This window comes from Amycolatopsis mongoliensis (assembly GCF_030285665.1).
Lineage (GTDB): Bacteria > Actinomycetota > Actinomycetes > Mycobacteriales > Pseudonocardiaceae > Amycolatopsis > Amycolatopsis mongoliensis.
The window spans coordinates 5,623,101-5,636,076 of record NZ_CP127295.1 but is presented as its reverse complement, the minus strand read 5'-3'; the positions used below and the strand labels follow the sequence as shown (position 1 = coordinate 5,636,076).

The 12,976-nt window shown below is 69.8% G+C and carries 15 protein-coding genes and 1 pseudogene; 8 read left to right on the top strand and 8 right to left on the bottom strand.

Annotated elements, in window-relative coordinates; genetic code table 11:
- Nucleotides 1-4 precede the first annotated feature (4 nt).
- Nucleotides 5-373: a hypothetical protein gene (locus tag QRX60_RS27450; protein ID WP_285994314.1), complete on the bottom strand. Its 369-nt coding sequence runs from the start codon at nt 371-373 to the stop codon at nt 5-7.
- A 105-nt stretch (nt 374-478) separates the two neighbouring features.
- Here QRX60_RS27450 and QRX60_RS27445 point away from each other — a divergent pair, with 105 nt between their 5' ends.
- The gene (locus QRX60_RS27445; protein ID WP_285994313.1) at nt 479-916 is read left to right on the top strand and encodes a QcrA and Rieske domain-containing protein; all 438 of its coding nucleotides are present in this window, start codon (nt 479-481) and stop codon (nt 914-916) included.
- 69 nt (nt 917-985) lie between these two features.
- Here QRX60_RS27445 and QRX60_RS27440 read toward each other — a convergent pair whose 3' ends face one another.
- The gene (locus QRX60_RS27440) at nt 986-1,441 is read right to left on the bottom strand and encodes a PTS sugar transporter subunit IIA (protein WP_285994312.1); all 456 of its coding nucleotides are present in this window, start codon (nt 1,439-1,441) and stop codon (nt 986-988) included.
- Nucleotides 1,438-1,677 carry a glucose PTS transporter subunit EIIB gene (locus QRX60_RS27435; protein ID WP_286003709.1) on the bottom strand — a complete coding sequence of 80 codons (240 nt, stop codon included), beginning with the start codon at nt 1,675-1,677 and terminating at the stop codon, nt 1,438-1,440. The genes QRX60_RS27440 and QRX60_RS27435 overlap by 4 nt, the downstream gene beginning before the upstream one ends.
- Before the next feature lie 242 nt (nt 1,678-1,919).
- Between QRX60_RS27435 and QRX60_RS27430 the strand changes: the two are divergent.
- From QRX60_RS27430 to QRX60_RS27420, 3 genes and pseudogenes are all read left to right on the top strand, one after another.
- Nucleotides 1,920-2,707 (top strand): annotated as a pseudogene (locus tag QRX60_RS27430) (GntR family transcriptional regulator).
- Nucleotides 2,704-3,936 (top strand): PTS transporter subunit EIIC, encoded by a 1,233-nt coding sequence (locus QRX60_RS27425; RefSeq protein WP_285994311.1) that lies wholly within the window; start codon nt 2,704-2,706, stop codon nt 3,934-3,936. Before QRX60_RS27430 ends, QRX60_RS27425 begins: the two are co-directional and overlap by 4 nt.
- Nucleotides 3,937-3,975: 39 nt before the next feature.
- Complete coding sequence (locus tag QRX60_RS27420; protein ID WP_285994310.1) at nt 3,976-4,242, top strand: HPr family phosphocarrier protein; 267 nt, start codon at nt 3,976-3,978, stop codon at nt 4,240-4,242.
- Nucleotides 4,243-4,317: 75 nt separating this feature from the next.
- Here the strand turns inward: QRX60_RS27420 and QRX60_RS27415 are convergent, their stop codons facing one another.
- The 3 genes from QRX60_RS27415 to QRX60_RS27405 form a co-directional block, all read right to left on the bottom strand.
- Complete coding sequence (locus tag QRX60_RS27415; protein WP_285994309.1) at nt 4,318-5,469, bottom strand: glycosyltransferase; 1,152 nt, start codon at nt 5,467-5,469, stop codon at nt 4,318-4,320.
- Between the two features lie 59 nt (nt 5,470-5,528).
- Entirely contained in the window at nt 5,529-5,936 is a 408-nt protein-coding gene (locus QRX60_RS27410; RefSeq protein WP_285994308.1) for a hypothetical protein, read from the bottom strand.
- 152 nt (nt 5,937-6,088) lie between these two features.
- Nucleotides 6,089-6,391: a hypothetical protein gene (locus QRX60_RS27405; RefSeq protein WP_285994307.1), complete on the bottom strand. Its 303-nt coding sequence runs from the start codon at nt 6,389-6,391 to the stop codon at nt 6,089-6,091.
- A gap of 341 nt (nt 6,392-6,732) precedes the next feature.
- Between QRX60_RS27405 and QRX60_RS27400 the strand changes: the two genes are divergently transcribed.
- The 3 genes from QRX60_RS27400 to QRX60_RS27390 all read left to right on the top strand — a co-directional run bounded on the left by QRX60_RS27400 (nt 6,733) and on the right by QRX60_RS27390 (nt 10,080).
- A complete protein-coding gene (locus QRX60_RS27400; RefSeq protein WP_285994306.1) occupies nt 6,733-7,710 on the top strand; it encodes a helix-turn-helix domain-containing protein in 978 nt (325 codons plus the stop codon).
- Between the two features lie 73 nt (nt 7,711-7,783).
- Nucleotides 7,784-8,599 carry a serine hydrolase domain-containing protein gene (locus QRX60_RS27395; RefSeq protein ID WP_285994305.1) on the top strand — a complete coding sequence of 272 codons (816 nt, stop codon included), beginning with the start codon at nt 7,784-7,786 and terminating at the stop codon, nt 8,597-8,599.
- Entirely contained in the window at nt 8,596-10,080 is a 1,485-nt protein-coding gene (locus tag QRX60_RS27390; RefSeq protein WP_285994304.1) for an alpha/beta hydrolase, read from the top strand. Before QRX60_RS27395 ends, QRX60_RS27390 begins: the two co-directional genes overlap by 4 nt.
- 187 nt (nt 10,081-10,267) lie before the next feature.
- Here QRX60_RS27390 and QRX60_RS27385 read toward each other — a convergent pair whose 3' ends face one another.
- A complete protein-coding gene (locus tag QRX60_RS27385; RefSeq protein ID WP_285994303.1) occupies nt 10,268-11,203 on the bottom strand; it encodes a D-2-hydroxyacid dehydrogenase family protein in 936 nt (311 codons plus the stop codon).
- Nucleotides 11,204-11,207: 4 nt separating this feature from the next.
- Nucleotides 11,208-12,401: an endonuclease/exonuclease/phosphatase family protein gene (locus QRX60_RS27380; protein ID WP_285994302.1), complete on the bottom strand. Its 1,194-nt coding sequence runs from the start codon at nt 12,399-12,401 to the stop codon at nt 11,208-11,210.
- A gap of 151 nt (nt 12,402-12,552) precedes the next feature.
- Here QRX60_RS27380 and QRX60_RS27375 point away from each other — a divergent pair, with 151 nt between their 5' ends.
- Entirely contained in the window at nt 12,553-12,972 is a 420-nt protein-coding gene (locus tag QRX60_RS27375; RefSeq protein WP_285994301.1) for a hypothetical protein, read from the top strand.
- Nucleotides 12,973-12,976 lie beyond the last annotated feature (4 nt).

Genomic DNA, 12,976 nt, shown 5'->3' with positions numbered 1-12,976 from the left:
GAATTCAGGCCGAGGCTCGACGCCGGTCCTTCACGAACATCAGGGCCAGGCCGCCGACGATGCAGACCGCCTCGGTGATGACGCCCCAGTACTCCGGCTGGCTGTTGAACTGGTCGTGGTTCCCGGCGAACCCGACGGTCGCGGCGAGCACGTACGCGCCCAGCGTCAGCACCCCGAAGCCGACCGCGCCCAGCGCGGGCAGCCAGTGCCGCCAGGCCAGGACCGCGATCGCGATGACCAGGCCGCCGATCGCGTCGAGCAGGAACAACGGCCCGACGATGCCCGGGTAGTCCTCGGTCCACAGGAAGTAGTGCACGCCCGCCGAGCCGAGCAGCGCGGCCGCCACGACGATGCGTAGAACCCAACTCACCATGATCGATCCTCCACTCCACACCCACTCGGGTACATACACGGAACAAGGGCCGATCCGGTTCACCGCACATTGAACCGATGCGGTGTCGATCTCGTTTAGTGGGGCATGACTGCCGAAACCCACTCCCGCCGCACCGTCCTCACCACGGGTGCCGCCGTCGCAGGTGCCGCCGTGGGCGCCGTCGCGCTCTCGGCCTGCGGATCCTCGGACGACGCCAAGTCGGGCACCGCGCAGGCGCCGATCGCCGCCGGCACGCCGCTGGTCGCGCTCGCCGACGTCCCGGTCGGGGAGGCGAAGGCCGCCAAGGCCCCGGACGGCTCCGACGTGATCGTCACCCGGACGTCCGAGTCGGCCGCCTCCGCCTTCAGCGCGATCTGCACGCACCAGGGCTGCACGGTCACCCCGAAGGGCGCCGACCTGGTCTGCCCGTGCCACGGCTCGGTCTTCAACGCGCTCACCGGGGAGGTCAAGCAGGGCCCGGCGAACAAGCCGCTGCCGTCGGTGCCGGTCAAGGTCGAAAACGGGAAGGTCGTCACCGGCTGACGGGCCGGTCGGCATGAAGGGCCCTTGCGGACGACTGTCCACAAGGGCCCTTCGTGTGACGGATCCCGCTCAGGCGTCCCAGCCGAACAGCCGGTCGCCCGCGGCGACGTCGCGCTCGGCGTCCAACCCGGACAGCACGTCCGCCGAGGCGTCCAGCGCGACGACCGGGACGATCGCCGAGTAGCCCGCCGCGGTCACCGCCTCCGGGTCCCAGCTGACGATCGGCTGGCCGGCCCGCACCTGCTCGCCCTTGACGACGTGCAGCGTGAAGCCCTCGCCCTTCTCCTTGACCGTGTCGATCCCGAGGTGCACCAGCACGGCCTTGCCGTCGTCGGTCGCGACGACGTAGGCGTGCGGGTGCAGCGTCGCGACCGTGCCGTCGACCGGCGCGACCGCGTCCGACCGCCCGCCCGAGGGCTGCACCGCGATGCCCGGACCCACCATGGCCTGCGCGAACACCGGGTCCGGGACCTCGGTGATCGGCACCACGCGCCCGGCCACCGGGCTGAGGATCTCCAAGCTCACAGCAGGTCCTCGATGTCGCTGGCGATCGTGTCCGCCTCCGGTCCGACGATCACCTGCAGGGCCGACGACCCCATCTTGACCACGCCCATCGCGCCGGCCTTCTTCAGCGCCGCCTCGTCGACGAGGCTCATGTCCTCGACCTCGCAGCGCAGCCGCGTGATGCAGCCCTCGATCTCGGTGAGATTCTCCGCGCCGCCGAGTGCCGCGAGGATCTTTTCGGGCCTGTCATCCGCCATCGCGGTCTCCTTGATCACTGTTTGTTCCCAACCTGACGCGAACCGCGTGTCCACCTGTACTACGCCGTTCGTCGGCATGCACCCCGCCGCGGGCCACGAACGGATAACGGTGGTTGACACCCGTCCGCACGGCGGAGCATCCTGCCCCATCAGATCATTGGTCTAGACCGGAACGTACCAATGTTCCGGGCCGGACGCGAGCACCGGTTCCCGGTGACGCGAGAACGAGGAGGGTGACGCCGATGAGCGCGGCCGCGCACGTCCCGCCACCCGACCGGGTCGTCAACGGGCCCACGCCCAAGCACGCCCAGCTGCGGGAGATCCTCCGCCGCACGGTGGAACGGGAACTCCCGCCGGGTGCGCCGATCCCGTCGGAACGCGAGCTGGCCCAGCGCTACGGCGTGTCGCGGCTCACGGTCAGATCGGCGATCGGCAAGCTGGTCGAGGAAGGCCTGCTCGCCCGGGTCCGCGGCAAGGGAACGTTCACCGCGGCCCGGCGGATGGAGCTGCAGCTCTACCTGATGTCGTTCACCGACGACATGCGGAGGCGGGGGCTCACCCCGACGACCGAGGTGGTCTCCGCGGCCACCGCGGTCCCCCCACCGCCTCGGCGCACGCCCTCGGCCTGGCCGAGGGCGCCCCCGCACACCACCTCGTGCGGTTGCGCCACGCCGACGGCGTGCCCCTGGCCGTCGAACGCGGCTGGTACCACGCGGGCCGGGCTCCCGGCCTGCTCGAGCTCGACCTGACCCAGTCCATCTACGCGCAGCTGGCCGAGACGTACGACGTGCGTCCCGACCAGGCGTGGCAGACGGTCTGGGCCGAAGGAGCGGACCGCGAGACGGCCCGGCTGCTGGGCATGCGCGCCGGCAGTCCCCTGCTCGTGTTCCGCCGGGTCTCCAGCGCCAACGGCGACCCGATCGAAGACATCACGTCCTGGTACCGGGGAGATCACTACCAGGTGACCATGCAGTTGGACCGGAACACCCCGGAACCCGGTCAACCACCCCACTATGGAGGATCCAGATGAGTTCGACCACCGCGGAGGGGGCGAAGAAGAGCGGCGGAGGCCTCGCCGGTCTTCAGCGCTTCGGCCGTAGCCTCATGCTTCCCATCGCCACGCTTCCCGCGGCTGGCCTGCTGAGCCGGTTGGGCCAGCCGGACGTCCTCGGCGCGGACGGCCTGGGCTGGGACAAGGTCGCCGACGTGATCGGTGCAGCAGGCGGTGGCCTGTTCGACTGGCTCCCGCTGCTGTTCGCCATTGGTATCGCGGTCGGCTTCGCCCGCAAGGGCGACGGTTCCACGGCGGTCGCCGCGGCCGTCGGCTGGGTCGTGTTCAACAAGGTCATCCAGGCCATCGCGCCGATCAAGAGCCAGGAAGGCTACAAGCCCGGCTGGGACCTGGCCCCGATCCACTGGCCCTACAGCGTCCTGACCGGCATCGTGTCCGGCATCGTCGCGGCGTTGCTGTGGCAGCGCTTCTACCGGATCAAGCTGCCCGCCTGGCTGGCGTTCTTCGGCGGACGCCGGTTCGTGCCGATCATCACCGCGTTCACGATGATCATCCTGGGTGTCGTCTTCGGCATCGTCTTCAAGTGGGTCGACGCGGGCATCCACAACATCGGCGAAGTCGTCGTCGGCTCCCCGGTGGTCGGTGGCGGTATCTACGGCCTGCTGAACCGCCTGCTCATCCCGGTCGGTCTGCACCAGCTGCTGAACGTGCCGGTATGGTTCATCTTCGACGGCGGCGACCTGCCCAACTTCTTCAACCACGTCCAGGGCGCGGGCACCTTCATGACCGGGTTCTTCCCCGTGTTCATGTTCGCCCTGCCCGCCGCCGCGCTGGCGATCTGGCAGACCGCCCGCCCGTCGCAGAAGAAGGTCGTCGGCGGTGTGATGATCGCGGCCGCGCTGACCTCGTTCATCACCGGCGTCACCGAGCCGATCGAGTTCTCGTTCATGTTCGTGGCGTGGCCGTTGTACATCTTCCACGCGGTCATGACCGGTCTCACACTGGCACTGGTGAATGCGCTGGGCATCAAGCTCGGCTTCTCGTTCTCCGGCGGCGCGATCGACTTCGCGCTCAACTCGAGCCTGGACACCGCGCACAAGGCGTGGCTGCTCATCCCGATCGGCCTTGTCCTGGCGGTGATCTACTACTTCGTGTTCCGGATCGTCATCACGAAGTGGAACCTGCGCACCCCGGGCCGTGAGGACGACTCGATCGACGCAGACCTCGAGCGGACATCCGCGAAGTAACATCCGTACCGACGTAAACCCGTGAGCGAGAGGACGAACATGCCGGAGAAACGCGTCGCCGTGGCCAGCAAGGTGGGGCTGCACGCCCGGCCGGCCGCGCTGGTGGCGAAGGCGGCCGCGGCGCAGCCCGTCGCGGTGCAGATCGCCAAGGCCGGCGGAGACCCGGTGGCCGCCGGCAGTGTGCTCAACCTGATGACGCTCGCCGCCGGGTACGGCGACGAGGTCGTCATCAGCGCCGAGGGCGAGGGCGCCGAGGAGGCCGTGGAAGCGGTCGCCCAGCTGGTCGCCACCGACCTCGACGCCTGAGTCCCGCCCTCGCACCACTGGAGAAGGCCGTGAAGGCCCCTTCCGGCTCTTGGCCGGCAGGGGCCTTCACCGCGTTCACAGCAGGACTGCCTGCGGCGTGCGCAGCCTGGAGCCCTCGAAGAACATGTCGTCCCAGCGATCGCAGATCGCCCGGTAACGCTCGGCGTCGTCGGCGCCGCCGCGGCATTCGAGGAGCGCGGCGATCGCGGCGTCGAGGTGCCTGCCCGATCGGCACAACGTGCTCTTCAGGAGTGACTCGTCGGCCCGGCGGATCGCGATGGTCTCCTTGAGCGTCCTGGTCGTCGCCACGCCGTCCGCCACCTCGGCCATGGCTCGCAGGTACTGGGCGTCCGGGCTCCCGCCGCCGTCGAGTTCGTCGATCCGCAGGCAGTACCGGTCCACGGTGTCCCAGTCACCTTGGAACCCCAGCCCCTGGCAGGCCAGTGGCAGCGCGCGCCGGAGGTAGTGCACCGGCGGCAGATGATCTCCGGTGCGGCTTCGCCGAGCAGCCAGCTCTTCCAGCTCTTCGCAGAACCGGATCAGCCGAGAGGCCTGGAGGAACGGCAAACCGTCGTGCACCGTGAAGTACAGCCAGCGTGGATCGTCCGGGGCGCCGGCCCGGGCCAGGTCGAGCAACGCGATGTTTCGTTCCGTCTTCCGCTTGCCGTAGACCACCTCCGGGGTGTACCCGTCGTGCCGGATCTCGACGTCCACCCGGTACAGCTCGATCGGCGTGTCCCGATCACCGGCAACCACCGGATACTCGTGGACCGTCCCGCGATAGCGGATTCCGCTCTCCACCAGGAACACCCGGGGCACCTGGTCGACCCAGGAGCCGCGGTCGACGTCCAGGATGACCGGCGCGAACGCTGCTCCCGGGGGCACCGATGTGACGGCGAGTTCCTGCAAGCGCGCGATCAACCGCTCGGCGGCGTCCGGGGCGAACCATTCGTCCGCGTCGAGGAAGACGATCCACCCCGTGCCGACCACGTCGATTCCGTGGTTCCTGGCGTCGGCGAAGGAGCCGGTCCAGGGCATCGAAAGCAGTTCCACACCCACCTTGCGATATTCCCGGACGAGCTCGATCGTGCCGTCCGCCGACCCGGTGTCGAGGACGACGATGCGATCGAAACCCCGGCCGGCCACGCTATCCAGGCAGCGTGCGATACAACGCTTTTCATCCTTTGCCAGCACGACAACACTGACAGGGGGCACCGGGCTGCTCAACCACTCCTCCTCGGGGAGAGAGGCAGGCGGCGTCAGGACGCCGCCTGCCGTCGCCGCTGTCAGGCGCAGGCTTCCGTGCGGCCGACGAAGACCGTGCCGCCGCAAGCCGCGTGGAAGATCGTCAGGTCGAAGACGTAGCAATGGACGATGCCACCGTTGGGCGAGTAGGTGTACTGGTACGCGAAGTAGTAGTTCGCCGTGCCACACCATTTCGATTGCGACTGGGCGACCGGGTCCGGCGTGGAGCATGCATTGACGGTCGCCGGAGCCGCCGAAGAGACCGGGGAGGCGGAGGCCACGCCACCGAACATCCCCATCACGGCGGCACTTGCGAGTGCCGCCCCGCCGATCACCCTGGCGACCTTGACGCCTCGGCGCGAGCTCCGGCGGTCCTGATCACCTGGGGAAGCCGGGGTCAGGCCGGCCTCGATACCGTCGAGAAAGTCCATGCGCATCGAATCAGACACAAGCATCCTTTCAGATTTCAAAACGCACCGAGGAAACGCCTCGCCGCGCTGATTACTTCACCTTGAACGACCCGTCACATCGCGAAACGATGAAACGCGAGTACAGAAATTGACAAAATAGGCCGTTCATCGCCCACTCCCGCCGCGGCCGGCTAATCGGAACGGGCCACTGGCCTGTCCGCGGCACCCGGCTCGACGTACCAGCCGCGCAACTGCGGCGCGGACCTGATCGCGTTCTCGCACAGCGATTTCCCGGCGAGTGCACCAGACCGTGCATCCGCCGCCACGGAGAAAACCACCAGGCGGATGCGACCGGGCCCGGTGACCACGCGCAGGTGCTGGATACCCAGCTCCGGCGCAGCCAGCGCCCACAGTAGATCGACCACGAGGTTCGAGTCGAGCCGGCGCTGCGGGGCGCCCTCCGTCGCGGCCAGCGCAACGGTGGTCATGTACATGCGGCGCCCCTCGCCTTTCCCGGCCGGCTTACCTCCCGGGCGCCGAAACCGTCGCGTCCCAGTCGAAGCCGTCCAGGTCGATTACCGCAAACCTTCTATTGTTCGGGCAATGAGTTTCGTTCATCCGTCCCCCTATTTCACCGCCGTCGAGCTTGAACAGAGCTTTGCGCACGGACACGGCGTGCGGAAGGGATCAGGGATGGCACGAACTGCCCACGCACCTTCATGCCAGGGCGAGACTTCCCCACACTGATCACGGTTTCGTTGACAACTCCCACACTCGCGGAGGTATGATCACCACGGGCGCAACAGTCCGACTACCGGGGAGGGTAGCTCGATTGATGCTGAAGCCATTCGGGGTCGACAGCACCGCCGAGGCAGTTTACCGGACCATGATCTTCCACCGTGACTGGAATGTCGGCGAGATAGCCGGCGCGTTGGAGCTGCCCGAGTCGGACGTCCGCGCCGCGCTGGACAGGCTGGCCGATCTCGCCCTCGTGCGGCAGTCACTGGAGACTCCCGGGTCATTGCGCCCGGTCGACCCGGAATTCGGGCTGTTGTCGCTGATTCGGGGCCGCCAGGCCGAGCTGCACCGCAGCCAGCAAGAACTCACCGAAAGTCACGCGGCGGTGTCCGACCTGATCGCCACCCTCCAGACCACCGCACCCCGCATGGAAATCGACCAGCTGATCGGCATCGACGAGATCCAGACCCGGATCGAGGTGCTGGCCCACCGGGCAACCGCCGAATGTCTCTCGTTCGTCCCCGCCGGCGCTCAGACGCCCGAGAGCATCGCCGCCGGCAGCCCGTTGAACGACGCCGCGCTCAATCGTGGCGTGACCGTTCGGACGATCTACCTGGACAGCCTTCGCAACGACCCACCGACGTGCAGGTACGCGAACTGGCTCACCAGCCGCGGCGGAGAGGTCCGGACCAGACCGACACTGCCCGCGCGGCTGCTCGTGGTCGACCGGGAAGTCGCACTGCTCCCGCTGGATCCCGAGCACAGCCGGGTCGGCGCCATCGAGCTCACGACGCGCAGCGTGGTCGAGATGCTCACGGCCTTCTTCGAACACCTGTGGCTGAGCGCCATCCCATTCGGCGCGGAACCACCTCGAGACGACGCGGGGGTGACCGGTCAGGAGCGGGAACTACTGGCGCTGCTCTCACAAGGACTGACCGACGAAATGGCCGGCCGCCGGCTCGGCGTTTCGCTGCGCACCGTGCGCCGGATCATGGCCGGCCTCATGGAACGTCTCGGCGCGAAGAGCCGTTTCGAGGCCGGGACGCGCGCGGCCGCACGGGGCTGGCTTGACTGAAGACGGAGGCACGGATCCCGGCTGACCTCAGGGCCGGAGACCGGAGCAGAGGGGCGTTTCGTAGGGTGGACGCATGGACAGCGTGCGCCTGATCGACGAGTGGCCGGTGGACAACGCCGCGACGGCCGTGGTGACGGCGGACGGGAGCGTCGCGGGCAGCCACGGCGACACCGCGAGGAAGTTCCGGCTGGCCTCGGTCACCAAGCCGCTGACCGCCTACGCCGCGCTCATCGCCGTCGAAGAGGGTGTCGTCGAGCTCGACACCCCGGCCGGCCCCGGCGGCTCGACCGTGCGGCACCTGCTCGCCCACACCTCGGGGCTCGCCTTCGACGCGCACAAGGCCATGGCCGAGCCGGGCACGCGGCGGCTCTACTCCAACGCCGGGTTCGAGCAACTGGCCGACGCGCTGGCCGAGCACTCCGGCATCCCGTTCGCGCAGTACCAGGCCGAAGCGCTGTTCGGCCCGCTCGGCATGACGAGCACGGCGCTCGAGGGGTCCCCCGCGTCCGGCGCGGTGTCCACTGTGGACGACCTGGCCGCGTTCGCCGCCGAGCTGCAGTCGCCCAAGCTGCTGGACCCGGCCACCGTCGCGGAGGCGACGAACGTCGTCTTCCCCGGCCTGTCCGGGGTGCTGCCCGGATTCGGGCACCAGAAGCCCAACGACTGGGGCCTCGGCTTCGAAATCCGCGACCACAAGAGCCCGCACTGGACCGGCGCGAACAGCTCGCCGCGCACCTTCGGGCACTTCGGCCAGTCCGGCACGTTCCTCTGGGTCGACCCGGACGCGGGCGCGGCCTGCGTCGCGCTGACCGACCGCGCGTTCGGCCCCTGGGCCGCCGAGGTCTGGCCGCGCTACACCGACGCCGTCCTGGCGGAATTGAGCGCGTGAAGCCGCTCCTCGCCGCGCTGCTGCTCCTGCTCGCCGCCTGCAGCGCGCCCCAGGCCGCACCCGCGCCCCCGGCGCCGTCCCCGGCCGCCGCCGAGGCCCCGCCGGCGCTCGGCACGAACGGCGCCGCCGTGCCGGCGCTGCGCTGGACGCCCTGCCACGGCAAGTTCCAGTGCGCGGCCGCGTCCGTGCCGCTGAGCTACCGCGAGCCGAAGGGCACCGCGATCACGCTCTCGGTGATCCGGCTGCCGGCGGGCGACCCGGGCCGGCGGCTCGGCTCGCTGTTCTTCAACTTCGGCGGCCCGGGCACCGACGGCGTCGGCGAGCTGACGCGGTTCGCCGACCGCTACCCCGACGAGCTGCGGGCCCGGTTCGACCTGGTGAGCTTCGACCCGCGCGGGATCGGCGGGTCCGCCCCGGTCAGCTGCCCCGGCGCGGACCACGCGCCCGCCCCGGGTTCGCCGCTGCGGCAGCCGGACGCGTTCTTCGCGGCGAGCGCGGCGCCGGGCAAGGCGTGCGCGGCCGGCTCGGGTGCACTGCTGAGCCACCTGTCGACGGCGAACGTGGCCCGGGACCTGGAGCTGCTGCGCCAGGCCGTCGGCGACGCCACACTGAACTTCTACGGCTACTCCTACGGCACGTACCTGGGGGGCACGTACGCGAACCTGTTCCCGGACAAGGTCCGCGCGATGACCCTCGACGGCACGCTCGACCTGGTCGCGAACGCCACCGGGAAACCGGGGCAGGAGAAGGAGCCGGTCGACGTCCGCGCCGACGTCGCCGGAGCGCAGCAACAGGAGCTCGACCAGTTCTTCGCGGTGTGTGCCGCGGCCGGGCCGAAGTGCGCGTTCTCCGGCGGTGACCCGAAGGCGAAGTTCGCCGGGGTCTTCGCGCGGGCGTCGCGTGGCACGGGCGTGGGCTCCCTGATGAAGACCGTCGACAGCGCGCTGTACCAGTCCGGCCGGTGGAAACGGCTCGCGCAGACGCTCGCGGCGATGCCGTCCGATTCCGGTGCCGCTTCGCCGGTACTCGACCCGTACGTGCCGACGCACTCCCCCGCGTTCCTGGCCGTCCAGTGCGTCGACAGCGACAACCCGGCGTCGCCCGCGGACTATGCGGCGCTAGCCGCTCGGGAAAGCGCGCGTCAGCCGTACTTCGGGCTGGGCTCGGTGTTCTCGATGGCCCAGTGCGTCGGCTGGCCCGCGCACGACGACGACCGGTACACGGGCCCGTGGAACCGAGCGCGCAAGAACCCGATCCTGGTGCTGAACAACCGGTTCGATCCCGCGACGCCGCTGCACAACGCCCAGGCGACGGCGGCCGAACTGGGCGACGGCCGGGTGCTGGTCGTCGACGGGTACGGCCACACGTCGCTGGACGCGCCGAGCGCGTGCGCCTCGGCGGCCGTCGTGCGGTACACCACGGACCTGGCGGCGCCGGCCGAGGGCACCACCTGCGCGCCGGACGCGGTCCCGTTCTCGTGAGTGAGAAACCGTGTTCTAACCCTGTTTCTCACTCACGACCAGCGAGAACCTGTCGTTCAGTCGAACGGACGACGGCGGCAGGGTCCAAAGACCCTGCCCGGCGTGCCCCGCGGGTGGTCTCATGGTTCTCGTGCGGGCCCGCCGCCGGGCCGGTGCGGGGACCTCGGGCCCCGGCGGGCCGCACGCCTTACTCGGTCATGACGCGGATCGGGTCCCCGGCCTGGTAGGCCGCGATGTCCTCGACGGCGTCGCCGTAGAAGATCTCGTAGGTCTCACGGGCGACGAACCCGAGGTGCGGTGTCAGGACCGCGTTGTCCATCGTCCTCAGTGGATGGTCGGCCGGGAACGGCTCGACGTCGTAGACGTCCAGCGCCGCCGCCCGGATCTCCTTGCGGCGCAACGCGTCCACCAGCGCGGCTTCGTCGACGATCGGGCCGCGTGAGGTGTTCACCAGCAAGGCGGACGGCTTCATCGCGGCGAGCTCGGCCGCGCCGACCAGGCCGCGGGTGCGCCCGCTGAGCACGAGGTGGATCGACAGCACGTCCGAGCGGGCGAACAGCTCCTCCTTGGACACCGCGGTGACGCCGTGCGGATCGGCCTTCTCCTGCGTCAGGTTCTGGCTCCAGGCGATCGTCTCCATGCCGAAGACCTGCCCGATCTTCGCCGCGCCGGCCCCGAGCCGGCCGAGGCCGAGCAGGCCGAGCGTCTTGCCGTGCAGCATGGTCCCGACGGTCGTCTGCCAGCCGCCTTCGCGCATGTTCCGGAACTCCTGCGGCAGGTTCCGCGACGCGGCGAGGATCAGCGCCCAGGTGTGCTCGGCGGTCGGCTCGCCGAGGTAGCCGGTCTTCGACACGACGACGCCGTTGCGCCGCGCGGCGGCGACGTCGATGGCCGCGTTGCGCGGGCCGGTGCTGACCAGCAGCTTCAGGTCGGGCAGGCGGTCGAGCACCTCGGCGGGGAACCGGGTGCGCTCCCGCATCGCGACCACGCATTCGAAGCCCCGGAGCTGCTCGGCGACGTCGGTGAGGGGCTCGGTGAAGACCGTGATGTCCGCCTTGAGCGAGTCCCAGTCACCGAAGGTCAGGGCGACGTCCTGGTAGTCGTCGAGAATCGCGATCCGCATGATCTCACCGTAGTGGCACCAGGACGTCCACGCGGACCAAGTGGTGGTCGGAGGCGTCGTTCAGCCGGGACAGGGGGTCGGACGGCACCGGCCAGAACACCTCCGCGTACCACGGCAGCAGGCCCTTCGACGGCAGCACGTAGTCCGTCCGCAGGTTGCCCGGTGCGACGTCGTTGAAGTCGCCCGTGTCGAAGAACGGGTCGCTCTTCTGGCCGGCGTTGGCGCCGCCCTGGGCCTGGGACGCCAGTACCGCGCCGCGGCTGCCCGGGTGCGTCTCGATCACGCGACGCGCGTTCAGCAGCTGCTCGATCGCGCCCGGGACGCTGTCGCCGTCGAGCGGGTCGGAGTTGTTGTCACCCGCCACCACGAAGCGCTCCGCGGCGCCCAGGCCGCCGCGGTGGCCGTGGTCGTCGTAGATGTAGCCGCCCTTGCCCGGCGTCACGTAGTCGGCCCAGAAGCGGATCTCGTCGTTGTTGCGGGTGCCGTTGCGGTCCTCCGGGCCGTCGAAGCTCGGCGGCGTCGGGTGGGAAACCAGGAAGTGCACCGTCGAGCGGCCGATCTTCAGCGGCAGGTCCCAGTGCGACTTCGACGACAGCCGCAGCACGGTCAGCTCGGCCGGGCTGTACCAATCGTGCGGCGCCGGCGTGGCCGGGTCGTCCGGGAGCAGCGCGCCCGGCATGTCCTTCCACAAGAACTTCTGGAACGTCCGGACGTGCGCGAGGTCGATCGGGTACTTCGACAGCACGAGCAGTCCGTACTGGCCCTCGAACGTGCCGAAGCCCTGGGCGTCGTTGCCGAGGCCGATCGTGCCGTCGCGGTCGAGGTCGAAGCCCGTCGGCACGCCCGTGTTGACCGGCGCCGTGTAGGCGTACGGGTAGTCGATCGGCCGCGCGCCGTGCTGGCCCACGGCCAGGTAGTTCCTGCGGAACAGGTCCGCGGCCCGGTTGCCCGGCACGTAGTCGAACTCGTTGATCAGCTGGACGTCGGCGCGGTTGCGCTGCACGACCTCGGCGACCTTCTGCGCCTGGGCGTTGCCCGGCGTCGAGAGGTCGGTCACCAGCTGCCCGGCGGCCGCGCGGTTCAGCGAAGCGTTGAAGGTGGCGAAGCGGACGTTGGTCCCGAAGCCCGCGTCAGCCGTGGCGGGCACGGACAGGGCGACGAGCGCGGCCACGGACAGGCCGGCGGCGAAGCGTTTCACGGTCTTACCTCCCAGTCGGCGGTCACCCTATGCCGGAATCCGCCCGGCCGGGTGAGCACCCGGTGAACGACCGACGTGATCCCGCCCTCTTGAACACGTTCAAAACCAGGGCTACGGTACTTCTTGAACACGTTCAAAACTTGGAGGAACCATGGACCGCATAGTCGTGGCATACGCCCTCTACCTGCTGATCACCATCCCGCTGACCGTGCTCGTGGCCCGGACGCTGAGCAAGCACGGCCGCGCCTTCCTCGCGGAGGTCTTCGCCGACAGCCCCGCCCTGGCCCACGCCGTCAACCAGCTCCTGGTCGTCGGCTTCTACCTGGTCAGCCTCGGCTTCGTGACGCTCTTCCTGACCAGCCACGCCGAGGTGCCCACCGCGCGCGAGGTGTTCGAGCTGCTCTCGGTGAAGGTCGGCGTCGTCGCGCTGATCCTCGGCGCGATGCACCTGACCAACGTGCTGGTCTTCAACGGCATCCGGCGCCGGCACCTGGCCCCGGCACCCGGACCGCGGCCCGCCCCGCAGCCGTACCCCGGCATGCCGCAGGCCCCGCCCTTCCCCGCGCCCTGACGTG

Bases quoted from the DNA above. Each gene is read 5' to 3' on its own strand.
- QRX60_RS27400 (WP_285994306.1), top strand. From the start codon at position 6,733: ATGCTGAAGCCATTCGGGGTCGACAGCACCGCCGAGGCAGTTTACCGG.
- QRX60_RS27420 (WP_285994310.1), top strand. From the start codon at position 3,976: ATGCCGGAGAAACGCGTCGCCGTGGCCAGCAAGGTGGGGCTGCACGCC.
- QRX60_RS27445 (WP_285994313.1), top strand. From the start codon at position 479: ATGACTGCCGAAACCCACTCCCGCCGCACCGTCCTCACCACGGGTGCC.
- QRX60_RS27385 (WP_285994303.1), bottom strand. From the start codon at position 11,203: ATGCGGATCGCGATTCTCGACGACTACCAGGACGTCGCCCTGACCTTC.
- QRX60_RS27450 (WP_285994314.1), bottom strand. From the start codon at position 373: ATGGTGAGTTGGGTTCTACGCATCGTCGTGGCGGCCGCGCTGCTCGGC.
- QRX60_RS27395 (WP_285994305.1), top strand. From the start codon at position 7,784: ATGGACAGCGTGCGCCTGATCGACGAGTGGCCGGTGGACAACGCCGCG.
- QRX60_RS27435 (WP_286003709.1), bottom strand. From the start codon at position 1,677: ATGGCGGATGACAGGCCCGAAAAGATCCTCGCGGCACTCGGCGGCGCG.
- QRX60_RS27375 (WP_285994301.1), top strand. From the start codon at position 12,553: ATGGACCGCATAGTCGTGGCATACGCCCTCTACCTGCTGATCACCATC.
- QRX60_RS27405 (WP_285994307.1), bottom strand. From the start codon at position 6,391: ATGTACATGACCACCGTTGCGCTGGCCGCGACGGAGGGCGCCCCGCAG.
- QRX60_RS27425 (WP_285994311.1), top strand. From the start codon at position 2,704: ATGAGTTCGACCACCGCGGAGGGGGCGAAGAAGAGCGGCGGAGGCCTC.